The sequence below is a fragment of the Nostoc sp. genome (genome assembly GCF_036919815.1).
Taxonomy (GTDB): Bacteria; Cyanobacteriota; Cyanobacteriia; order Cyanobacteriales; family Nostocaceae; genus Nostoc.
In genome coordinates, this window is sequence record NZ_JBALCE010000030.1 from 1 (window position 1) to 21,383 (window position 21,383).

At 42.4% G+C, this 21,383-nt stretch carries 20 protein-coding genes, 6 tRNA genes and 3 pseudogenes; 19 read left to right on the forward strand and 10 right to left on the reverse strand.

Annotation, left to right across the window (positions count from 1 at the left end; genetic code table 11):
• Window positions 1-87: 87 nt before the first annotated feature.
• Window positions 88-384, forward strand: a pseudogene (locus V7K15_RS08100) (ABC transporter substrate-binding protein); the annotation flags it as partial.
• Window positions 385-444: 60 nt separating this feature from the next.
• Here the strand turns inward: V7K15_RS08100 and V7K15_RS08105 are convergent.
• The 3 genes from V7K15_RS08105 to V7K15_RS08115 all read right to left on the reverse strand — a co-directional run bounded on the left by V7K15_RS08105 (window position 445) and on the right by V7K15_RS08115 (window position 2,603).
• On the reverse strand, window positions 445-798 hold the full coding sequence (locus V7K15_RS08105; RefSeq protein ID WP_334904646.1) for a hypothetical protein: 354 nt from the start codon (window positions 796-798) through the stop codon (window positions 445-447).
• An 11-nt stretch (window positions 799-809) separates the two neighbouring features.
• Entirely contained in the window at window positions 810-1,139 is a 330-nt protein-coding gene (locus tag V7K15_RS08110) for a hypothetical protein (RefSeq protein ID WP_334904647.1), read from the reverse strand.
• An 87-nt stretch (window positions 1,140-1,226) separates the two neighbouring features.
• A complete protein-coding gene (locus V7K15_RS08115) occupies window positions 1,227-2,603 on the reverse strand; it encodes a hypothetical protein (protein ID WP_334904648.1) in 1,377 nt (458 codons plus the stop codon).
• A gap of 56 nt (window positions 2,604-2,659) precedes the next feature.
• On the opposite strand from V7K15_RS08115, the gene V7K15_RS08120 reads away from it, so the two are divergent.
• The 7 genes and pseudogenes from V7K15_RS08120 to petJ all read left to right on the forward strand — a co-directional run bounded on the left by V7K15_RS08120 (window position 2,660) and on the right by petJ (window position 7,969).
• Window positions 2,660-3,529 carry a proline iminopeptidase-family hydrolase gene (locus V7K15_RS08120; RefSeq protein ID WP_334904650.1) on the forward strand — a complete coding sequence of 290 codons (870 nt, stop codon included), beginning with the start codon at window positions 2,660-2,662 and terminating at the stop codon, window positions 3,527-3,529.
• 879 nt (window positions 3,530-4,408) lie between these two features.
• Window positions 4,409-5,317: a carbohydrate ABC transporter permease gene (locus tag V7K15_RS08125; protein WP_334904651.1), complete on the forward strand. Its 909-nt coding sequence runs from the start codon at window positions 4,409-4,411 to the stop codon at window positions 5,315-5,317.
• Between the two features lie 113 nt (window positions 5,318-5,430).
• Window positions 5,431-5,526 (forward strand): annotated as a pseudogene (locus tag V7K15_RS08130) (carbohydrate ABC transporter permease); the annotation flags it as partial.
• Between the two features lie 177 nt (window positions 5,527-5,703).
• A complete protein-coding gene (locus V7K15_RS08135; protein WP_334904653.1) occupies window positions 5,704-5,919 on the forward strand; it encodes a hypothetical protein in 216 nt (71 codons plus the stop codon).
• Between the two features lie 132 nt (window positions 5,920-6,051).
• The gene (psbV, locus tag V7K15_RS08140; RefSeq protein ID WP_334904654.1) at window positions 6,052-6,543 is read left to right on the forward strand and encodes a photosystem II cytochrome c-550; all 492 of its coding nucleotides are present in this window, start codon (window positions 6,052-6,054) and stop codon (window positions 6,541-6,543) included.
• A gap of 416 nt (window positions 6,544-6,959) precedes the next feature.
• Window positions 6,960-7,379: a plastocyanin gene (gene petE, locus V7K15_RS08145; RefSeq protein ID WP_292801122.1), complete on the forward strand. Its 420-nt coding sequence runs from the start codon at window positions 6,960-6,962 to the stop codon at window positions 7,377-7,379.
• Between the two features lie 239 nt (window positions 7,380-7,618).
• On the forward strand, window positions 7,619-7,969 hold the full coding sequence (gene petJ, locus V7K15_RS08150) for a cytochrome c6 PetJ (RefSeq protein ID WP_334904656.1): 351 nt from the start codon (window positions 7,619-7,621) through the stop codon (window positions 7,967-7,969).
• Between the two features lie 172 nt (window positions 7,970-8,141).
• On the opposite strand, the gene V7K15_RS08155 is transcribed toward petJ, so the two are convergent.
• Both V7K15_RS08155 and V7K15_RS08160 read right to left on the reverse strand, forming a co-directional pair.
• On the reverse strand, window positions 8,142-8,285 hold the full coding sequence (locus tag V7K15_RS08155; RefSeq protein WP_334904658.1) for a hypothetical protein: 144 nt from the start codon (window positions 8,283-8,285) through the stop codon (window positions 8,142-8,144).
• Window positions 8,286-8,330: 45 nt separating this feature from the next.
• A complete protein-coding gene (locus tag V7K15_RS08160; protein ID WP_334904660.1) occupies window positions 8,331-9,767 on the reverse strand; it encodes a hypothetical protein in 1,437 nt (478 codons plus the stop codon).
• A 594-nt stretch (window positions 9,768-10,361) separates the two neighbouring features.
• Here V7K15_RS08160 and V7K15_RS08165 point away from each other — a divergent pair.
• Together V7K15_RS08165 and V7K15_RS08170 are read left to right on the forward strand one after the other, a co-directional pair.
• Window positions 10,362-11,057, forward strand: a complete 696-nt coding sequence (locus V7K15_RS08165) for an esterase/lipase family protein (protein WP_334904662.1) — start codon at window positions 10,362-10,364, stop codon at window positions 11,055-11,057.
• A gap of 100 nt (window positions 11,058-11,157) precedes the next feature.
• Window positions 11,158-11,769, forward strand: a complete 612-nt coding sequence (locus tag V7K15_RS08170) for a cytochrome b N-terminal domain-containing protein (protein WP_334904664.1) — start codon at window positions 11,158-11,160, stop codon at window positions 11,767-11,769.
• Between the two features lie 253 nt (window positions 11,770-12,022).
• Here the strand turns inward: V7K15_RS08170 and V7K15_RS08175 are convergent, their stop codons facing one another.
• Complete coding sequence (locus V7K15_RS08175; RefSeq protein ID WP_334904666.1) at window positions 12,023-13,909, reverse strand: cation:proton antiporter; 1,887 nt, start codon at window positions 13,907-13,909, stop codon at window positions 12,023-12,025.
• Between the two features lie 323 nt (window positions 13,910-14,232).
• Here V7K15_RS08175 and V7K15_RS08180 point away from each other — a divergent pair.
• Window positions 14,233-14,305 (forward strand) — tRNA-Glu (locus V7K15_RS08180).
• A 94-nt stretch (window positions 14,306-14,399) separates the two neighbouring features.
• Here the strand turns inward: V7K15_RS08180 and V7K15_RS08185 are convergent.
• From V7K15_RS08185 to V7K15_RS08195, 3 genes are all read right to left on the reverse strand, one after another.
• Window positions 14,400-15,002 carry an SRPBCC family protein gene (locus V7K15_RS08185; RefSeq protein ID WP_334904668.1) on the reverse strand — a complete coding sequence of 201 codons (603 nt, stop codon included), beginning with the start codon at window positions 15,000-15,002 and terminating at the stop codon, window positions 14,400-14,402.
• A gap of 8 nt (window positions 15,003-15,010) precedes the next feature.
• The gene (locus tag V7K15_RS08190) at window positions 15,011-17,026 is read right to left on the reverse strand and encodes a GAF domain-containing protein (protein ID WP_442949656.1); all 2,016 of its coding nucleotides are present in this window, start codon (window positions 17,024-17,026) and stop codon (window positions 15,011-15,013) included.
• A gap of 532 nt (window positions 17,027-17,558) precedes the next feature.
• Window positions 17,559-17,894 (reverse strand): hypothetical protein, encoded by a 336-nt coding sequence (locus tag V7K15_RS08195; RefSeq protein ID WP_069070862.1) that lies wholly within the window; start codon window positions 17,892-17,894, stop codon window positions 17,559-17,561.
• Window positions 17,895-17,965: 71 nt separating this feature from the next.
• Between V7K15_RS08195 and V7K15_RS08200 the strand changes: the two genes are divergently transcribed.
• From V7K15_RS08200 to V7K15_RS08210, 3 genes and pseudogenes are all read left to right on the forward strand, one after another.
• Window positions 17,966-18,214: a hypothetical protein gene (locus V7K15_RS08200; protein ID WP_334904670.1), complete on the forward strand. Its 249-nt coding sequence runs from the start codon at window positions 17,966-17,968 to the stop codon at window positions 18,212-18,214.
• Between the two features lie 132 nt (window positions 18,215-18,346).
• A pseudogene (locus V7K15_RS08205) lies at window positions 18,347-18,854 on the forward strand (HNH endonuclease).
• Between the two features lie 16 nt (window positions 18,855-18,870).
• On the forward strand, window positions 18,871-19,263 hold the full coding sequence (locus V7K15_RS08210) for an alr0857 family protein (protein WP_334904672.1): 393 nt from the start codon (window positions 18,871-18,873) through the stop codon (window positions 19,261-19,263).
• A 26-nt stretch (window positions 19,264-19,289) separates the two neighbouring features.
• Here V7K15_RS08210 and V7K15_RS08215 read toward each other — a convergent pair whose 3' ends face one another.
• On the reverse strand, window positions 19,290-20,141 hold the full coding sequence (locus tag V7K15_RS08215; RefSeq protein WP_334904674.1) for a polysaccharide deacetylase family protein: 852 nt from the start codon (window positions 20,139-20,141) through the stop codon (window positions 19,290-19,292).
• A gap of 349 nt (window positions 20,142-20,490) precedes the next feature.
• Between V7K15_RS08215 and V7K15_RS08220 the strand changes: the two genes are divergently transcribed.
• From V7K15_RS08220 to V7K15_RS08240, 5 genes are all read left to right on the forward strand, one after another.
• Window positions 20,491-20,587 (forward strand) — tRNA-OTHER (locus tag V7K15_RS08220).
• A gap of 6 nt (window positions 20,588-20,593) precedes the next feature.
• A tRNA-Asn gene (locus tag V7K15_RS08225) sits at window positions 20,594-20,668 on the forward strand.
• Window positions 20,669-20,673: 5 nt separating this feature from the next.
• Window positions 20,674-20,746, forward strand: a tRNA-Gln gene (locus V7K15_RS08230).
• A 161-nt stretch (window positions 20,747-20,907) separates the two neighbouring features.
• Window positions 20,908-20,981 (forward strand) — tRNA-Ala (locus V7K15_RS08235).
• Between the two features lie 6 nt (window positions 20,982-20,987).
• Window positions 20,988-21,061, forward strand: a tRNA-His gene (locus tag V7K15_RS08240).
• The last annotated feature ends 322 nt before the right edge of the window (window positions 21,062-21,383 follow it).

A 21,383-nucleotide genomic window follows, 5' to 3' on the forward strand; every position in this document is an offset into this window, starting at 1 on the left:
AATGCTCTAAATTGGTTTAATCATTGTGGTCTGTTTTTTGAGCCTATTAGATAGCTCTTCTTGTGGTGAATTTGATCGCAAACTGCTGTAATTTCCTATCTCACGGGTAAAGAAGGGATGCAGAAGTGGACAGGAACAGGATTTGCTTTGCCAACACGTAAATCAGTGGCCAAGAATTTGGGCTATGACCAAGACCCCATGCGATCGCCATTAGTGGCGGGAGTTAATTACGCTACACCGTGGCAGGTAGGTAAATATTCAAGTGCGATCGTGAATAACTTTGATAACCAGTTTGTTAGTGCCTTATTGGGACAACAACCATTAAAGCAAGCGATGCTGAAAGCACAGTATGAAGCTAATCAGCAAATTAGGGCGATGCAGTAACTGAAGAGTATCCACTGCCAACTATACTTAAATACTAGCGATCAACTTTGAGAGCGCAATTTATTTATCAATAAACCAACGATACTTTTCACCATCAGAACCATAATAAGTCGAGTGAAACTGATTCATGGCAGCAACGTATTGAGATAGCATCAGTACTACATCACTATTCTGAGGAACATCATCCTCATCAATTAGATCAAGATAGTCAAACGATGCCTCTGATGCAAGTATTTTACGACAGCTTTGTAGAAGTCGGTTAACAATTTTCATTTTACTCTTATTGAGCACAGCCTCTGGCTTCTTCTTGCTCAGTTCTTTGAACTCTGATCGCATAGCATGTAATAGAGGAATTATGATTTCGTACAGTTCAACATTTTCACTACTTGTCTGCTTTTGAGGTTTTGCATTCATAAATATTTCATTTACTCTCTTAATCGTTTTGGGCAAGTTGTTCTAATATAAACTTTGCCTAATTCATCTCCAGTTTCATCTCTTTCAGCATCTACTACCCAATGCCATTTTCCACTCTGAAACTTTACATTATCTGCACGCAGCTTTTCAAAACATTGTAAATATTGTGAGAGAATTAAAACTACATCACTGTTTTGTGGTATATCATCTGTATCAAACTCTGAAAAGTCTTCAAAAGGTCGATACTTTTCACTAAGGAATTCATTTGAGTTATTAAGCAATTTATTAATAAAGTTGAGTTTAAATTTATTTACGGCATCATTAGGAGATTTCTTAGACAATACAGAAAGTTACTCATAAATACTCTGAACTTGTCCCGATAGTTTTTCAAATTCGTCAACATCTTCACGCTTCATATATTCTTACTTTCATGAGGGACAAGCTCGACGAAATTCCACATACTTCTTTTTGAGAACATCAATTGGTGAGCGCTGCTTACTCTCAAAAATATTAACCATTAAAGAGATATCCTCATCTGTAAGTGTAATGATACATCGCCTTTGTCCAGACCATAAATCAATAGTATTGCCGAACATTGCTTTTGAGAGAGGGTTTCTTGTGAAGAGAACACCAAACTTACCAAGACCAGAATCAAGATATCTATTAAGTTGGCTAATGTGTTCACGCTCGATTGCCTTGACGTTCTTTAACTCAAAAACAAGCTGCCTATTGCCATAGTCTTGATGAATCTCTTGAAGAAAATCAATTGACCTATTATTGTAGAATATGAGGTCTCGAATCAGTCTTCCAGATTCTGTACGACTCTGCTTTGCTGCAAAGTCAAGGTCTGGATAGAAAAGTGACGCAAGAAGTTGACAGGTGTAATTTTCGTATTTAATGTCTGCTTCATTCGTTTTTCCTGTTGGTAGGTTTTGTATTTCACCTAATTTGCGTTTAGCGGACAAGATGGGAATCTGTTTAAAGAGCGGATCGTTTTTACAATCGTCCTGAGTTCGCTCTTTTATCTTGATATATTCTTGAACAATGCCATAATTCTCTCTATTGAACTTTAGAACCTTAACGCGTTCTTCTGGTTCATCAGGATTAAAAATTTCATCACGAGGACAGTAATCCTTAAAGTAGTCTTCAAAGTTTATCCACGGAGAAAATTTTAGCCATCTCTTAGGAACAAAAATTAAAGGCTCTTTGGTTTGAGGATTCACAGGCAATGTAATTTCCTGATCTAGGATAAATGAGTTTTTACGGTAATCATAAAGTCCAGAAACAACAGCTTTATCAATTGGTATTCCTAGCTGTTCGCATTGTTCTATTGTAAAGTCTATCAGAAATGATTTAATAAAGTTACAACAAATATCGCTTATCCGATCTTTCGCAATTCCATCTACATAAAACTGGATTTCTTCAAAATGAACAAATCCGTATTTTCCATACTCAGTAATTTTCTGAAATAAAGAGAGAATTTCATCTGCTTTATTACGGCTAATTTTTATACCTTTTCGGTTTTTTGACAATCCAAGTCCAATCTCTTGGCATTCAGATGCAAGAATGAGGATGTCACGAGCCTGATCTATTTTGCCTTTATGAACAAGAGAGTTTAGGTTATTAAAGGAATTAATTACAGAGGTATGAAGTGATTGGTCTTGTTGTGAGGGAGACTTCCATAAAAGAAAAGGGTCAACGTAAAGGGGAATATCTTCATCTAGAAATGCTATGGCAAAATCTAGCTGTGCTTGGGTTGCTGAAATGCCGTGGTAATCAATTATTCTTGGGTGGATGATCCCCATTTGCTATTTTTGTCTACGTATAGTTGACTATTATAATGTCAAATAATTTTTGCGCCATGTCTAATACTTCTGCCATTGAAGACTTTATTTCATTCCGTGGTCATCAGGTATGGTATCGCATCGTTAAACCAGACCAAGAAGATTCTAAAAAGCTACCCCTGTTGTGTCTTCACGGAGGACCAGGAGTACCCCACGATTACTTAGAACCATTGGAAGCGATGGCAGCAACGGGAAGGCGAGTTATTTTTTATGATCAATTAGGCTGTGGTAATAGCGATCGCCCTACAGATCCCAGCTTATATTCCATTGATTTGTTCAAAGAAGAACTCTTCGCCGTCCGCAGCGCCTTAGATTTAGACCAAATTCATCTATTTGGGCAATCATGGGGCGGTTGTTTAGCACTCGAACATGGTCTTTCTCAACCCACTGGATTACTTAGTCTCGTTCTAGCTAGCACGCCTTGCAGCATACAACAATTTGTAACTGAAGCTTATAGTCTCATGAATGAGCTACCAATCGAAGTACAACAGATCATTCGTAAGCATGAAGCTGATGGTAGCACTCAAGACCCCGAATACAAACAGGCAATGGAAGTATTCAATCATTCTTTTCTTTGCCGAATAGACCCTTGGCCTAGCTGCTTGACTAGTGCTTACAGCAAAGTCGGTACAGAGTTTCGAGGTGCTGGCAAAATCATCGACTGGAATATTGAAGATCGTCTAGGTGAAATTATCGTGCCTACACTGCTGCTTTCAGGTCGCTACGATGAGGTTACGCCAGCTTGTGTTGAAACAGTTCATCAAGGTATTTCCGGCTCCGAGTCGGTAATATTTGAAAACAGTTCACATATGCCTCATTTGGAAGAGACGGAACGATTCTTGCAAGTCTTGGGCGAATTTTTGAATCGTGTCGAAACAGCCCTGTAAATAGATAGCATGGCAAGAGAAAACGCTCAAGACTATGAAAGCTAAATATTTGCAGTCAAAAACTCAAAAGCGCATTTACTTTCATTCTCACATTCGTTTAACTTAACTTTTTAATTATTCTGAAATTTTGGCAATTCCGAGTTTTTAGCACGAAGTTTTAAGGGACTGACAAATAAAAAAATACTCAACTACTTCTTGTGGCGTGGGCAGCGTTCGACTGAGCGCTCACGCCGTTCGCGTAGCGTCCCGCAGGGAAGTCTTGCCCGCCTTTGGCTATGGGCGGGCGAGACGCCCACCCCACAAGATTGGATAATTTCTTTGGTGGAAATCCCTAAGTTCTGAGCATAGAGTTCTAAGTTCTGAGCATAGAGTTCTAAGTTCTGAGCATAGAGTTCTAAGAGGTTGTTTGAAAAGTGATATGTTGTGATTTTAATCGAATTGTTACCCCCCTTAATCCCCCCTTGTAAAGGGGGGAAACAAGAAAAATTCGGTTCCCTCCCCTTTATAAGGGGAGGGTTAGGGTGGGGTAAAAAATATTTGATACATCAATCATGACTTTTCAAACATCCTCTAAGCTCGACTTTATCCATTTTTTGGCAACGCTTTAGCTGACGCTGAAAGCTTTGTATGACCGTAGTTTTACTTTTTAGTTTTCACCTAAAATCAGTGATATGGAAAAAGTTTTTGCCAAAAAGCTAGGGTTTAGCCGATACAAGAGATCCAAGTTATTAATTTTGGATAAAGTCGAGCTAAGTTCTGAGCATAGAGTTCTAAGTTCTGAGCATAGAGTTCTAAGTTCTGAACACGAAGTACGATAAATAATCATGCGCTACCGATCGCTACAGCCGAGTTAGTGCGGGATTAGATGGAGGTTCAATAGTGTTTGAAATCAACAGGCGGCGGAGTAACCCCAGGTGGAATATCACAGAAGACTTGGCTGGGTATATGTTCATGATGCCCACCATCCTAGTCTTAGGAACTTTTGTAGTCTTACCCATTCTCTACGCCATTTTTCTTTCTTTGCAAAAAGTGCAACTCCTTGGCGGTATTGAGTACGAGTTCATCGGTTTTCGGAACTTCACGCGATTAGCTGAAGATCAAAGGGTTTGGATTGCTTTGAGAAACACAGCAGAATATGTAGCCATTGTTGTGCCAACTCAAACTGTCCTAGCTTTAATTCTGGCGGTAACTCTGAATTCGGGGATTGGCGGTAAAAACTGGTGGCGTATCCTCTACTTTTTGCCCACAGTCACTTCTTCAGCAGTGCTGACGCTGATCTTCATGTGGATTTATAACACCGATGGGCTACTAAACGATTTTCTGGCTTTTGTGCGGCTACCTACTTATAACTGGTTGGGTGATCCAGCAGTTGCCCTCAAAGGCATTATGATCATGAACATTTGGTCAACCGCACCGTTTTTCATGGTGATTTATCTGGCGGCGTTGCAAGATATACCCCAAACACTTTATGAGGCAGCCCAACTCGATGGTGCAAATGGGTGGCAGCAATTTATCCACATTACTGTTCCCTTGCTGAAGCCTGTAACCTTCTTTGTGGTAGCAGTGGGGGTGATTGGGACTTTTCAACTTTTTGACCAGTCTTACATCTTTTCTGGCGGTACTGGCGGGCCAAATAACGCTACCTTAACTGTAGTGCTGCTAATTTACCAAGCGGTGTTTCGGAATTTACAAATGGGATATGCAGCTGCGATCGCATTTTTGTTAGCAGCAGTGATTATTGCCATCACTTTGATTCAACGGCGACTTTTTGGAGGCGAACAAATTTGACTAAAATCGCTGGCTTATCCTGGCTCAAAGTCTTGTTATACGTCTTGCTGACACTTTATGCGATCGTCACCCTAATCCCATTTCTCTGGGCACTTTCAGCATCATTTAAGCCGGCTTCTATGGTCTTCACATTGCCAGCTTTAGGCATTTACGCCTTTTTTAATCGTTACTTTATTCAAAGCGTCACCTTTACCGGCGGGAAAGGTTAATAGTCATAGGGCATTGGGCATTAGTTATTTCTCCCTCCATTCCCCATTCCCATTCGGCTACGCTCACGGCAAGCCCACTCTCCATTCCCTAAACAGTATTTTGGGCAACAAATTGCACTCCTAACGTGATATTGGTATTACAGCGACTCAATCTCTATCTATCAGTTAACAAGCATTATGGGTTTTGCAGACCTATCAATCGCAGAGATAGCAGCCGACTACAGCATTCCTGTAGAAAAAGTGTTTTCTCTGTGCAACCAACTGGGAATCGCCTACAAACACCAAAAGACCCGTTTGGCGTTAGAAGATGCAAAGGCAATTATTTCCCAAATATCGTCTGAAACACGCCCAAAAGGTACTAGCGACTTGGAGGGTTATAACGAGGTCACTTGAAGGGTTATCTCGGAGCTTTGGCTAATCACTGATATCTAATGACACAGAACATGAGTCATTAGTAATTAGCAGCTTGGAGATTGAGAATCGCGTTCTTAGCTGTGTTGAGCGTCAAAATCTTTAAGGGGAAACATGTTTAAAAGACTAATTGGCGTTGTTGTGGTTACTGTTTTACTCTCGTTTCAGTTGCTTGTCGGTAGCGCGACAGCAGTGGAACTGGACGAAGCTACCCGAACAGTGCCATTAAATACTCAAGGTGATACTACTGTACTCAGCCTTAAACAAGTCAAAGAAGGCAAACGCTTATTTAATTTCGCTTGCGCCCAATGTCATGCAGGGGGAGTTACCAAGACAAACCAGAACGTGGGACTCGCTCCAGAGGATCTAGCACTGGCAAAACCCAACCGTAACAACGTTGATGGCTTGGTGGATTACCTGAAAAATCCCACTACTTACGACGGGGAAGAAGAGATTTCCGAAATTCACCCCAGTATCAAAAGCGCAGATATTTTCACAACAATGCGAAATCTGACGGATGACAACTTGGAGGAGATCGCCGGTCATATTCTCTTACAACCCAAAATCGTTGGTACTAAGTGGGGAGGCGGAAAAATCTATTACTAAATCCCGAAACTGAGTCATTGGGAATAGGGTATAGGGCATAGGGTATAGGGCATAGGGAAGAATTCAGTCCCAATTCCCTACTCCCCACTCCCCATTCCCCATTCCCCAATTTTCACCAAAGCTTAGCTGCTTTCGTTCTCACAGCACCACAAAATGTTCCTGGTTGGGAGACAAAAAATTTAGGAAAAACCAGGATATTCCCAAAGAAAAAATAAAAATCCTGATTTTAATCTTTACCTTAAATCACACGCTTTTTGTGCTATATCAGTCGATTATTTATTACTGATTGCACAGCTTTTTGCAATAAATTACTCCCCATTCTGAAAAAAAAATGTATCTATGACAGATTGTCATATTTGGCGTTGATTTTATTTAAAATGAGAAAGGAAGAAAAAATTGTTTGTTAGGAGAGAGCCATGAAATTGATTTCGGCAAGCTGGCGACGTTTTAGTTTAGCTGTGTTGACAATCCTTTTAGTTGTTAGCAGCTTCGCTGTTTTTACTCCCAGCGCTGCGGCTGAAACTTACCAGGTGAAATTGGGTAGCGATAAAGGAATGCTAGCATTTGAACCGAAAAAGTTGACCATTAAAGCAGGCGACACAGTTGAATGGGTGAACAACAAAGTTCCCCCCCATAATGTTGTGTTTGATGCTGCTAAAAACCCCACTAAGAGCGCCGATTTAGCGAAATCTCTGTCTCATAAGAAGTTGCTTATGAGTCCTGGTCAAAAGGAAACAACCACTTTCCCCGCAGACGCTGCTGCTGGTGACTACACTTTCTACTGTGAACCTCACCGTGGTGCTGGCATGATTGGTACAATCACTGTCGAAGGCTAGAAACACCGTTATTTGACACAAGATGATTTCTCAGTCAAATTAGTTCATAGCAACACGCCACTTGAGTGACGCACACAATGGATAAATAGCGGTAACGAGTCCTATCCCCGCCTAAGACGCTAACTAACCTGTGGCGATGGAGGGGTGAACTTGTTACCGCCACTTTTGATCAAATTTGACTTAATCCGGGGCGAATCGCGTTTATACTCTGGCTGGAGCCTTGTTGCGAGGAAATTTTCTTGAGAATACTTTTATTTATTCTACTGTTAGCGATCGCCCTATTCAAATTCACATTCATTAGTCCAGCACTAGCTGCCGAAACATCCACCGGTGCTAAAATTTTCCAGGCTAACTGCGCTTCTTGCCATATAGGTGGCGGTAACATCCTGATTAGCCAGAAAAACTTAAAAAAGGAAGCATTATCAAAGTACCTAGAAAATTATGATCGCGACTCAATCCAGGCGATTATCCACCAAGTCCAAAATGGTAAAAATGCCATGCCTGCTTTTAAAAGCAAGTTAAGTCCTGAGGAGATTCTGGAGGTAGCTGCTTACGTTTTTCAGAATGCAGAACAAGGCTGGTTAAAGTAGCTATAATCTCATACTTGTTGTGGCTTAGGCCAGATGCCCAAGCCACAACATTGGAGAATTTATTTATTGGAAATACCTAAATGTATTTATTAGGTATAACTTACTTAACGAACTTCAAAGTTAGTTATACAGCACTTCCGGCAGCTATGAGGTACATCCTCAAAGCTGAAAGCTATGATAGCAGAGGGGCAGGTAGAAAAACTGTATTCACTAATAGCCGTAAGCGCTGTATATCTGACGAACTAGCGATCGCCAGTTCGTCAACTGCTAAAAAGGATACTTCAAAGATGAATGATAAATTTACAATTTTTATCATTCATCGTTTTTAACTTGTTTCTCAATCCAAAATCACCATTGGCGATTATTTTTCTGAATTAGAGTTTTGTCTGTCTTGCTTCACTTGGCGCAATCGTTCTACTAATTTTTGCTTCGATTCAGCAGAGGGCGTAGGCTGACTATTATTGACTCTCGGCAGCAATAACAGATCGGAAGTAGTAGCTGCCGATGAAGGCGTAATCTGGTTATTTCTGATTCGCAGATCAGGTAATGCTTTAAAAGTAGCTACTGGTGAAGGCGTAAGCTGATTGCTATTGATTCTTGGTACAGATAATAACGTGGGCTTTTGCTCTTGAGTAATTCCAGTAATGTTACTAATGTTGTTTTGGAAAACGAGGTTAAATGGATAGGAACTAATCTGTTTATCTCCCTTGGGGGATTGCTTGTTGAAGTATTCCCTTGCTTTAACAACCAGTTCCGGGGAAACTAACTTGTCTTGAAACTTAATATCTAAGACTTTACCATCACGATCTACCACTAATACACCCAAAACAGCACCTTGAAGATTCGGCTTATTCGTGGGTAATGTTTGGCGGATGACTGGTTTTTGTTGAGCGTTAGGATATTGTTGCTGGACTTCCTTTCTCAGGTTTGCGTAGGAGTCTAGCTGCGCGATGGCCAGATCACTTCCTTTTCCCGATAAACTGGGTGTCCTGAGCGTCGTTCCCCTAGCTAGGGTTAAGCTATCCCCAGACATGGGAGCTTGTTTTAGAGAATTTATCAGCCGATTTTGACCCATTCTAGACCGATCATTACCCGGTTGCGTCATCTGTAAACTTCTATTTCCCTGTGCTGTTGCAATCGGGCTAATGTCAGATAAGTTTGAAGGTTGGGCATTTTGCAGAATATCATCAGGTATTTTCTGCGACTGCAATTCTGGCAACCTATTTAAAGCTAGTGGCTTAGATGGCTCGTATTTGGTGTCACTATTATTAAAACCAGGAACTGATGGAGAGAATTTAGCGTTGTTATTCAGAGGAACTGATGGAGAGAATTTGGCGCTGCTATTGAATTTAGAACTGTCAACTTTCGAGGGGTCAAATCGCAAATTTTCACTAGGAATCATCCGCAAAGACTGCCTTGGAGGTAAGGAAGAGACCCGATAGCTATTCGATGATGGGGGTAGCGGGGGCAGTACTAGCTGACTCGATGGCGGTGGTGCCAATTGGGACAATCCAGTTGGGGCGCTAAAGTTTGGAGGAGAAAGTGCCACTAGTGGAGGTAATTTTTGTAAAGCAACTTGGGGTGTGGTTTGCGGCAAACGGTTTTGATCGGCTTGACTCAATTCCACAAGTCCGACTGTTTTGGATGATGATGTTTCTTTGGGTTTGCTAGAATCCATCGGCATCAATGGCACAATCATCGCGATCGCACCGTGGATGCCAAGAGAGGCTATAGCTGCGATCCCAATTGGCTGGCTTAAGATTTCTGGTATATTTTTCAGTAGGGAGACGTAAGACATAACTGTTATCGTTCACTCGGCTCAGTTGCAGTTTACTAGCGATTTTCTCTTGATTGCAATATCTTGCAAAAGATGCTTCCCTCTAAGGAAATAATAACTTCCTATGCTGGCAATCAAAACGCCAAAATTGCCATTTATTCAAGTTTTTGATTGATCAATGACGCTCTATCATATCTTCCAATTTAAGCTTGCTAAAAATTATTACTTTTGATTTTTTATTTGATGACGCACACAATTACATTTAATATCTGGGATATTTATAAACTTTAAGTAAACACACAAGTTTAAGTACATCACAAAATCTGCTGAACTTGCCTTGTTTTTCTACTGTTTTCCAGTTAACTAGGCTTTTGTGGCAGATAGTACACTTGCTTGTCCCAGACTAGTCCCTATGTGAAAATACTATCACATTAGCAGCCCCGAAAACTGTTGCAAATTGTACAATTTTGTTGACATTCTAGCCCTAAACCCTACCAAAGCTATTTAGGTTTTGATAAAAGGAGTCAATCAGGCGATCGCAATTCTAGCTTCTGAATCTGACTACTTCTTTGTCAAAAAAGTTCAAACCCTCAGTTATTGCATCCCAAATTCAAAATGCCCTTACCGACAGTTATTTTACCTGGATATCTAGAAACGGCGATCGCTTACCGCCAACTAGAACAATCCCTACAACAGTTAGATTTCCCCACAGTTACAGTACCATTACGACGGCGTGACTGGCTACCCAGTATTGGAGGAAGACCAGTAACCCGGATTTTGCAACAACTCGATCGCACAATCAAGGATACATTGCAGCAACATAATGCTACTCAAATTAACTTGATTGGTCACTCAGCCGGAGGTTGGATATCCCGCATCTACATGGGAGAAAAGCCCTATTTAGCAGGCGGTGATGTCAAACCATTGATCTGGAAAGCGCATCCCCTGATTGCGACTCTCATCACCTTGGGTACACCCCACATTAGCCAAGAACGCTGGACGCGCTCCAATCTAGATTTTGTCACGAATAACTACCCAGGAGCTTTTTACAAAAACGTTCGTTACGTTTGTGTGGCTGGCAAAACTATCTTTGGAGAAAGGCGGCGCGGTAGCTGGTTAGCTTACAGTAGTTACCAACTAACCTGTGGTAAGGGTAACACTTGGGGAGATGGAATCACGCCCATTGAAGCTGCTCATTTGGAGGGAGCAGAAAATCTGGTGATTGAAGGTGTGAGGCATTCTCCCAGAAGTCCGGGGATTTGGTATGGTTCAGCAGAACCTTTAAAAGCTTGGGTGCAATATTTGATTTAAAAAACTTGCTCTTTTTCTGAGAAATGCAACATTTATTAATATTTCTTAGCTAAAATTGTAATAAGAATAAATACTTAGTTAAGAACAGGAGGGGTGAGCCATGCAAAGCACCCAGTTCGATAGGATTTTGCGACGAATAGCGACGATATTATCAGTCGTGATTTTGACTCTGTGCTTAATTTATGTATCTACCGGAGTTTTGCTTGCTTTTTATTATGAACCGACAGCAGGCGGAGCTTATAACTCCTTAAAGATGATTAATACACAACTGCCATACGGCTGGTTGTTTCGCAGAGCGTATGATATTGCTGGTAATGCGATAATTGCGATCGCCTTAATTCAAATTGTGGTGATGTTTTTAGGTCGGCAATTTCGCAAGAGTTGGCTGGCTGCTTGGATTAGTGGGATTTTGTTGACTCTAAGTGCGATCGGGCTGGATTGGAGTGCGATGATTTTAGATTGGACTCAGGAAGGATACTGGCGTTTTAGCATTGAGTTAGGAACCATCGAAGCTATTCCTTTTATTGGTGGGCAACTGCGCGAGATCCTGACTGGCGGTGGAGCGATTAACACAATTACCGTCGAACACCTTTACACAATACACAGTTATCTGATTTCGGTGGTGACACTAATTCTGGCGATCGTAAATTTATCAGCTTTAGTGTGGCAGGAATGGCAAATGTATCAAGCGGAGTTAGGGGTTGGGAGTTAGGAGTCATTCAATTTTAGATTTTAGATTAGGACTTACGCACAAGTTACGGAATAACGTAGACGCTTCGGCTTGCCGCAGGCTACCACAGAGGCGCAGAGAAGCCAGTGCGTAGCGGGGGTGGAGGAGTTTATAGCAACTGGCGCGACACAGAGAAATCAGAGTTTGAGAGATATTTTGCCTAAGTCCTATAGATTTTTCCTTCAATCCAAAATCCAAGTTGCGCTGTAAACGCACCAAAGGTGCGACCCAAAATCTAAAATTTGCTCAGGGATAGGTCTTCAACCTCTGGCAACTTTTCTAGAGAGAGGGGAGTGGATTGGGTGGCACCAGATAAACGTTTTAACAGGCTAGGTCTGGGATCATACAACAGATAAATAATGCGATCGCCAACTTCCCAATCTTGATTAGCTGGCATTACCTGTAAGCGTTCTTCTCGTTCTACCAATAGCGGTATCAACAACCCAGTCCGAATCATTTCTTGGATGCGATCGCATTGAGTGGAAAATTCCGACTCATTTAGTGTGGTTGTTCCCAACTTGACTCGCCCATCATTCAGATATTCATTCCAAGTTTTAATCGCTAAGTCTGGGATAAAAGCTTGATTAACTTTATTACTAACGGAGGTAGTCGCTTGCGGATCACGGGGGAAAACAGCTAAGACACGCGGCGGATTAAATTCCTCAGCTGCTCGTTGAGCCAAAACAAAATTTACCTCGCCATTACTTGTCATCGCCAAAAAAGTGCCCATAGAAGCAAGTCCTGCCTCTTCCAAAACAGCAGCATCCAGCGCACTGCTGGCAATAACCCGCAGATTTTGCGCCTCAGCTTGCACAAGACATTGGGGGTCAGTATCAATCATCACCACGTTTTCTTCTCTTTCTTGAAAGAATCGGGCAATCAAAAGACTCAAGGGATTACAACCCACAATCACTGCCCCAGTTGCCTCTTTGGAGGTGATTTGCAGCCATTTAGCAATCCAGCCGGCAGTTAGCCCTTGGCAGACAACAGTCATGATAATTGTCAGGAATACTAAAGCTTTGATGGAATCACCACCGTTAATGCCGCGCTGTGTCAGTGAAATCGCAAAAAAAGAAGCTACGGAGGCGGCAACAATTCCTCTAGGAGCAACCCAGCTTAAAAATAATTTCTGTCGCCAGTTTAAGTGACTGTTCCAGGTACACAACAGGATATTAATTGGGCGAACCACAAACATTAGTACCAAAACGGTGAATAAACCACCCCAACCCAAAGCAAACACACTCGCAATGGATAGGTCAGCAGCTAATAAGATAAATAGCACCGAGACACTGAGAATTGTTAGCTGACCCTTAAAGCTCCGTAATAAACGTTCTTCTGGGACTGAGGAGTTAGCAAAGACTGCTCCTGCAACTACTGTTGTCATTACTCCAGATTCACTGCGGATCATTTGCGATAAGGCAAACAGGCTCCAAAGTATCGCCAACACCACTAAGTTTTTTAGCTCGAATGACAGAAAATCGGCGCGTTTGAAAATCAAACTCATCAGATAACCGCCAGCACCACCAATTGCCGCACCAACAGCCAGCCGTATAAGCAAACCAACGATCGCATTTATCGGGTCAGTATCGCCGCTCAAAATGGTATCGAGGACAACGAAGGCGAGGATAGCTCCTACAGGGTCAATTAAAACCCCTTCTCCTTCCAAAAGTGTTGCCACTTGCCGATCTACATTGATTTGTTTGAGCAAAGGGCCAACGACCGTTGGACCTGTAACCACAACTATGGAAGCATAGAGAAAAGCTATCTTCCAGGGAAATTCACCCAGCCAGTGGGCTGCCATACTCCCACCAAGCAATGTGATCAGCGTTCCTAGAGTCACAAGCAATTGCAGGCTGACTGAAACTCTACCTAACTCTCGCAGATCCAAGTTAAGTCCGCCTTCAAACAAAATTATTGCCGTTGCTAGGGCGACAATAACTTCTAGTCCAGTGCCTAGCAAATGCGGATGTAACAGTCCTAAACCATCAGAGCCAAAGAGGATGCCCAATAGCAATAACAAGACAATGCTGGGTATGCGAAAGTATGCAGCCAGCACCTGAGCGCTAATGCCTGCAAGGACAGCGATCGCCATCTGTAGGGTGATTTCAAAAGATGCTTCCATGTTGTAGATTTTGAGCGATTTATTTCAAAATCTTTTGTAAAAAACCGTAGATATTAACTCTACAGGGTACAACATCATACCCTTTGTCCCTTGCTGAATTCAGCGCTTTTTCTATCTGAGCGGGTCTGGAAGTTCTCAGCACCGGACGCGATCGCATGCGCCTTCCCAGATAAGCATCTACGGACTTTTCTTTGTGTCTCCATATCTTTCTATCCTCTTCAAGCTTTTGCTTCCACCTAGTTTAGCTGCCACAAACTTTTTTTGGCAAAACCTGTTGACAACAGCCAGGAAATTCGTTACATTATAAAAGGTCTGAGTCCGATGCCCCCATCGTCTAGAGGCCTAGGACACCTCCCTTTCACGGAGGTAACGGGGATTCGAATTCCCCTGGGGGTACTTAAAAAGAATAAAAAGCAAAAGCTTTTTTACTCGAAATCTAGGAAGCAAAACTATCATTTAGGATTACCTCTGAATAATAGTTGAACTACACTCAAGCTTGTTTGCTGGCTAACTCTTCTACACGTTGATAAATAGCCAGAAGATTTAACCGCAAATCTTTGCTCAGGCAATTTTCAATGATTGTCACTGGCATAGTGCGTTTAGGCCAAACTTGAATTGTATAGCAGAGATTTGTTCCTATATACTCACCGAGGGAATAAGGCTCTAAGCACCAGCTACCAGAAAAGTCTTTAAAATCTCCCTCAACCATACGGAAATTGATTTCTTTAGGGAAGAATTCTTCCAGATCCAGAACTACCCGCGCACAAAAGTTAAAATTCAGTAAGCGCTGGGAGCCTACTTGCTCCAGTCGAATACCACCATTAGGATGCTCGATTAGACGACTCTGGGAAAGATTAGGGATGAAGTTAGGTAAAGCTTCATAATCTGTCAGAACCTTCCAGATTTGTTCCACTGGGTGAGGAATTTGGACTTTAGCACTAATTTGCCGCTGCCGCTCTGCTATTTTCTCAATTTCAACTTCTACCTTAGCTGACAAAGGAAATGCATGAGTAGGTAAATCTTCCTCTAGCTTCGTGTTATCAGTGTGAGAAGGGAAATCAGGGTTCTCTGTGATGTTCTGTTTTTTAGTCACTTTCAGAATTATGGTTTGCTTTCGTCAGAAAATTGCGGCAGACTCAGGGTAAAGCAAATTTCGCTCTGTTCAGAATCCGAGATTGGGAGACTTTCAACAGCGATCGCTCCATTCAAATGCTGCACTAAAGACTTGACTAGAGCAAGTCCCAAGCCAGTTCCTGGAGTCCAGCGCCCTTTGCCGCGACGGAACTTGTCAAAGATGTAGGTGGCTTCTTCTTCGGAAATAGCACGTCCTGTATTCGTTACCTTCATGATAACTTGATCAATTTGCTGATCAACTCGGTGAAAGGCTTGTAAGTGGACGATGGTATCATGCTCTGAGTATTTACAAGCATTAGTTAACAACTCTTGGAGAATGCGGTCAAAACTCTCCAGTTCAGTTTGCAGTTTTAGCGAATCCTCTGGTAAATCTACAGAAATCTTTAATCCCTTCTCTGCGAGTTTTTTCTCAAAAGATGCTGCTATATCCTGGATTCTAGTATTTAAATCTATAAATTTTAATTGTGGGGCTTCGTGGGGCGACTCTAGCTTTTGGAGTGTCAACAAGTCATTAATCAAGTTGATTTCCTTTGAACATTCCTGCTCTAGGATCTCCAAGTATTTAACCTGACGCTCTGGTGCTATTCCTGGCAAACGTAAGTTCCGAATTGACATCAGCATATTTGTCAGGGGATAACGCAAGCGATCGCTCATGTTGCTCAAAAATTCATCTTTGAGTTCGTTAAGTTTCCGCAGTTGCTCAACATACTGGCGTGTTCTTTCATGCAATTTTTGCTGGAGTTTCAGACTACTGGTGAGTTCCGCCGTCCGCTGCTCTACCAAAGTTTGCACTTGGCGCAATGTCTGTGACTGAATTATAGCGTTACTCACTTGGGCACAAACCATTTCCACAAGATTTAATTCTGCTGGTTGCCAACTGCGAATCACAGCTTGCTGTAGCACCAAAAATCCTAAAATTTTACCTTGACTTTGTAATGGCACTAACAGCACTGCTGGCAATTCCTCTATTGCAAATAATGGACTAGCTGTCGAGGTATCGTTTTGCTCTGTATAGTTATGGAAGATTACCGCTTTTCCAGAATCCATGAAGGCACGCTGGCATAAACCACAGTCTGAAACCAAGAAAGACTTATCTAAGGTGTCTAGTTTACTAGCGCTGGAACTTGGCGTTTCCCTAGCCCATTCACCGATCACCGTAGCTTTCGCTTTCGGAATTTGTTTTTTAGCTTGAGTCCTAGATGGTGGATCTGTATATTTTAGTTGTATAAGCAAACCGCGATCTGCCTGTAGACATTCGGCAGTCGAGTCGATAACTAACTGGAGCATTTGATTAAGCTCCAAGTGGCTACGACTTAGTATAGTTAATTTCTTGATCAAGTTTTGATACTGATTGCTTTTTTGCAGATATTGCTCTTGATAAGCAATTAGCTGGGCTTGTGCCACTGCCGAAAAAGCGATCGCGCAAGCCAACTCCACTTCTCTGAGCAATTGTTTTTCTGATTCGCTCCAATCATAAGGTTGGAATTTAATCAGACTAATCACCCCATTGTTATTGCCACCAAATCGGGTGGGAATTGCCAAAACTGCTTTTATCGGTAGTGGCAAATATTGACAACCAATTACCAGACTGTTGTGAATCAGGGAAATGTCTTCAATAATCAATGGTTGGGCAGCACATTGCAGCACTGGCGACTGCATAAGCAACTGTTCCATTGAAAACATCTCTTCTGGTGGCAACCCTAAATACTCATCAGCACACCAATTAGTAGTAGTCGCATCCTCGGATGTCTTATCGGTTACTGAAACCAAGCAGCAACAATCTACTTGAAAGACAACTCCTAGCAATTGGGCAATATCTTGCAGCATCAATGCCGTCGCCGAGCCATTGACAATAATTTGGTTAATCTTTTGTACCAACTGGCTGGCAGATTCTTTGTGGTGCTGCATCAGCTTCCCTTGGTAAGCTTGTAGTGGAACTGTCTCATCGACGTAATGTGGCGGCGACGATAAAGGCTTTTTCATTCTTGGCACGCCCTCGGATAATAACACCATTGTTTTTGGACCCAACCTCTTGGCATATTCTTCACTGTTAGCTGTGTTGTTACACCTTGATAATTAATAAATCTTGTATAACTACTTTCTCTCACCTGTTATAGCCGGTTTCTATCTCAGATGGACAAGTCCGACTGTATCAAGCAAATTGCTACAGTGCTACATAAGTAATAGAATCCTTAAGATATCCTATAACTGCTTCAGTTAGCTTATTTTTGACTGCTCTATATTGAAATAATTTCTTAACTTTATCCTATCTGTAAGTATACATAAACCGTAATTCCTCTCGATTTACAGGAAAACTGCCCTGAATTTCATGTAAAATTACTTAATTCATTTAATTTATTTCATAAAGTTTTGTTACGTTTTTTTTGAAATGAGTAAGTTTAACAAGTTACTCTTTAATCTCCGTAACTCTCAGTAAAATATTAATTAAACTTAAATTTTGAATGCAGCCCAATTATTATTACTAATAACTGAGCTGCATTGCCTGAATATAAGACTATCCAGCCAAGCTCTCGACACTCAGAGGAACCATATCGCCATTCCTGGTCAGTCCTAACAACATCGGTTGTTGGGGTTGAATTAGTTGACCTGTGAGTACACAGCGTTCTTCTTGTTGAGCTGTGGCAGCTATGCTAGCTCGAATGTCGGCTCGGGAAAATCGAGGCTTCCACTCACCTGATTTTTGCTGGACATAATTCCAAAGGATATCTCGGATCAGAGCTTGATATCCCTGATTCCCAGCTATTTCTTTGAGCTTATCTTTGAGTTCCCGCTCTAAGCGGATGCTGGTAACTTCCATATCGGTCGTTGGGGTGCGAGCGATCGTATGCATCACTTTTTCTCCTTAAAAGTATAGACAGGACAGTAATACAAGTGTAGTATGTTTAAAGGAATGTTCAATAGGTGAAATTTTCTGTGAAATCCATTTACCCCATCTCTACATCTTTGTGCGCTACCAATTGCCGAGCCGGTTGGGAATCGGCTGCTATGGGAGTGGAGTATTTATTTATGGGCGATGGTAGCCGAAATCATCGGCAAATCACAGAGGGTAATTATGATTTTAGACATCTCAGCATTAATGCGTTGATTGCAAAACCACAACTAGATCAAAAAAGCGGGGGGTACAGGCAAAGAAATACTGTACCAACATGAGACCAGAAAATTTTCCGGTCAATTCTAACCCCCGCTTCACCGAAACGAAGCGGGGGTTTTTTTATAAGGAGTGAAGCTGTGACGATATCTTCTCTGCGAGACGCTGCGCGAACCAGGCGCGGCGCGATCGCAATGCAAGTGTTAGAGCAATCTGTGGTGGTGTTTTCGCAAAATTACTTGCCACTGTGTCAGGTGAATATCAAGCGGGCGATTGTGCTGTTAGTAAGCAACAAAGCCCAACCTCTGGGTTTTACCACAGAAGGCGGATGGCGAGTTCACTCACCCACTTTGGTAATTGATGTACCAAAACACATTCGCTTGACAATCACTTCCAATGAGCGGATGTGGAAAGTTCCGCCAGTGAATCGCCGGGAAGTGTTGCGACGAGATCATCACAGTTGCCAATATTGCGGTAGCGGCAAACATCTAACGCTCTTATCATGTGATGCCGCGTTCTAAAGGCGGTTCTCATACTTGGGATAACGTAGTCGCAGCTTGTGAAAAATGTAACTCCGGTAAAGGTGATTGCACCCTGTTTGAAGCTGGTATGCAACTGCGTACCAAGCCAAAAGCACCAATTCACCCCGCGATTTCTTTTGCTGAACAGTTTTGGATAGATATGCAAGGAAGCCTGGAATAACAGGAGAGCATAAGGAATGCTGAAATTAACTTACACTGAAAGTAGCTTTGATTTGGAATGTGTCACTCTGTCGCTTGAAGAATGGGTAGCACAGCGAGTGATTTTATCCCTGCGAGTTGGGCAAGGTTTGTGCATTCAACCCAATACCGCTGCCTTTTTGCTTCCTATTGATTTGCCAGGAGTAGAAGTACTCAGGGCTGAGGTAAAAAGAGATGACAGAGGAATCATTGCCCTCTGTGCCTGCGATGCTGAATATATGGAAGTCACCCTGCGGGGTTCTTGGCTATCTGAGAGTTATAAGGATGCTGTAGGTGTGTTTGTCACCACTATCAGCGATCGCGCTGAGTTCTTTTTGCACAAACTTTGGCAGGAAGCTCAAGAGAGCAGTGCTTCTGTAATGAGCGAATAAACAGTAAGGTGAGTAGAATTTCTCACCTATTGTCCCATTTTTAGAAGTTCGGGAATTGTCACAAATCGGTAGCCTTGCTCTTTGAGTCCGCTAATGATTTGTGGCAATGCTTCTATAGTTCTGTGGCGATCGCCGCCGCCATCATGCATCAAAACAATAGAACCTGGTTTTGCGCCTTTCAGGACATTATTTACAAATGCTTGCGGTTTGGCGTGAGGATCAGTATCAGCAGAAGTTACTGACCACATAATTACAGCGTCCTTCTGGCTTTTGGCGTAAGCGGCTAGTCCATTGTTTAAAACGCCTCCAGGAGGACGAAACAGAGCAGTTTTGACTCCTGTAGTCTTGTATATCAGGTCAGCTGTGCGAGCAATTTCACTCTTGGCTGTGGCTTCATCCATTCGCCGATACCAATGATGCCAAGTATGGTTCCCAATGGCGTGTCCCTCGGCTACCTCACGCTTGGCTAAGTCAGGATTTGCTTGCAAAGCTTGTCCTACCCAAAAGAATGTCACCTTAACATCATTTTGCTTCAGGATATCCAGCATTTCTAGGGTTGTCTTTGGCCAGGGACCATCATCAATACCTAGAGCAATAACCTTCTCGTTGTTCCTGAGATGCACCTGATAAACTGTTTTTCCCTGAAATTTAGCTGGGACTGTAAAGGTAAGGTTTTCTACTTTCGCTAATGGCGGTAGTTGAGCATTAATTTGGCCATTTGCTGGATGATCTTGACCTTGTGCAGTATGGATTTTGCTTAAAGGCTTGTTCAACCCCAATTGTGGGGAAGTGCCTGGGGCAATACTACAAGCTGTAATCGTAGAGGCGATCGCAACAACACTAATTATCTTTTGTCGCTTGAGGTAGTTGTCTGTCACGTCAGGCTTTTAAATACTCACCCAATCATAACTGTAGTTTGACTTTTCAGAGCGATTAGCAAGTTCAAATCCAAGTGCAGCAGCTTTTCTAGACAATTTCAAAAAAACTTTCTGAAACCCCTTGACACATCTTGTAGTATTTTGTAGCATAAATGTAGTGAGGCGATAGACAAAGCTTCGCAAGCGTCAAAATGATCTTCTACATACAACTAAAGGACAGGCGTTGGAATAAACCAGAGTCCCCAGTCAACAAAGCTGCTTTTACTTGCAAACCATCGCAGTAGAGGCAATAAACGAAAAAAGTTCTAAGTTTGCACTCATCAAAACCACTGAATACATCCTCCTTATCCCCCGGTAGCTCAGTTGGTAGTTAGCGCCTGTCTGTTCGCGTAGCGTGTCTGAAAGACAAGAACAGGAGGTCGTCGGTTCGATTCCGACCTGGGGCGCTTCGTTGCCTCATAGCTCAATGGTAGAGCAATCGGCTGTTAACCGCGCGGTTGTGGGTTCGAGTCCTACTGAGGCAGCCATTCATTGCCGGGTGGACGAATTGGTAAGTCGCATCGCTCTGAACGATGAGGTTGCAGGTTCAAACCCTGCCCTGGCAATAAAGCCCTGTGGTGTAATTGGCAACATAGCGCCCTTTGAAGGCGAAGATTCCAGGTTCAAGTCCTACCACTCCCGCTTAAACAAGTCAAATGTCAAATGTCAAAAGAAAGAATTTAATTATTTCTCTTTCTTTTTACTTTGTTCTTTTTACTTGTTTGATGGGGTCATAGCTCAAATGGCTAGAGCGCCTGCCTTGCAAGCAGGAGGTTATGGGTTCAATTCCCATTGATTCCACTGATGGTGTCTGAAGCCAAAGTGGTCGAGGCGCTGGTTTGTGGAACCAGTCATAGCGGGTTCAAGTCCCGTCAGACACCCCTGAATGAAAGATGCTGCTGAATGGACAGCAACTGGTCTTGAAAACCCGGGTATGGGCAACTGTGGGGGTACCCTACGGGAAGCAAGCTACGATTTCTCCATCTTCCTCTTTTCCACCTGAAGCCGAAAAGCGAGGCGCTGTGCTGATAACACAGAAATAGGAGGGGCAGTACCTCCCAGGTGGATTTATATCTAGCATTGGTGTTACAAGCTTTGGGATGTCATACGATCGCAGCCGCTCATTTCTTTATTTAAATTAACTAGGGTAGTTGGCATAACGACTGTGCAGATAGCTCTTAACTTGCAGAAATAGGTTCGACC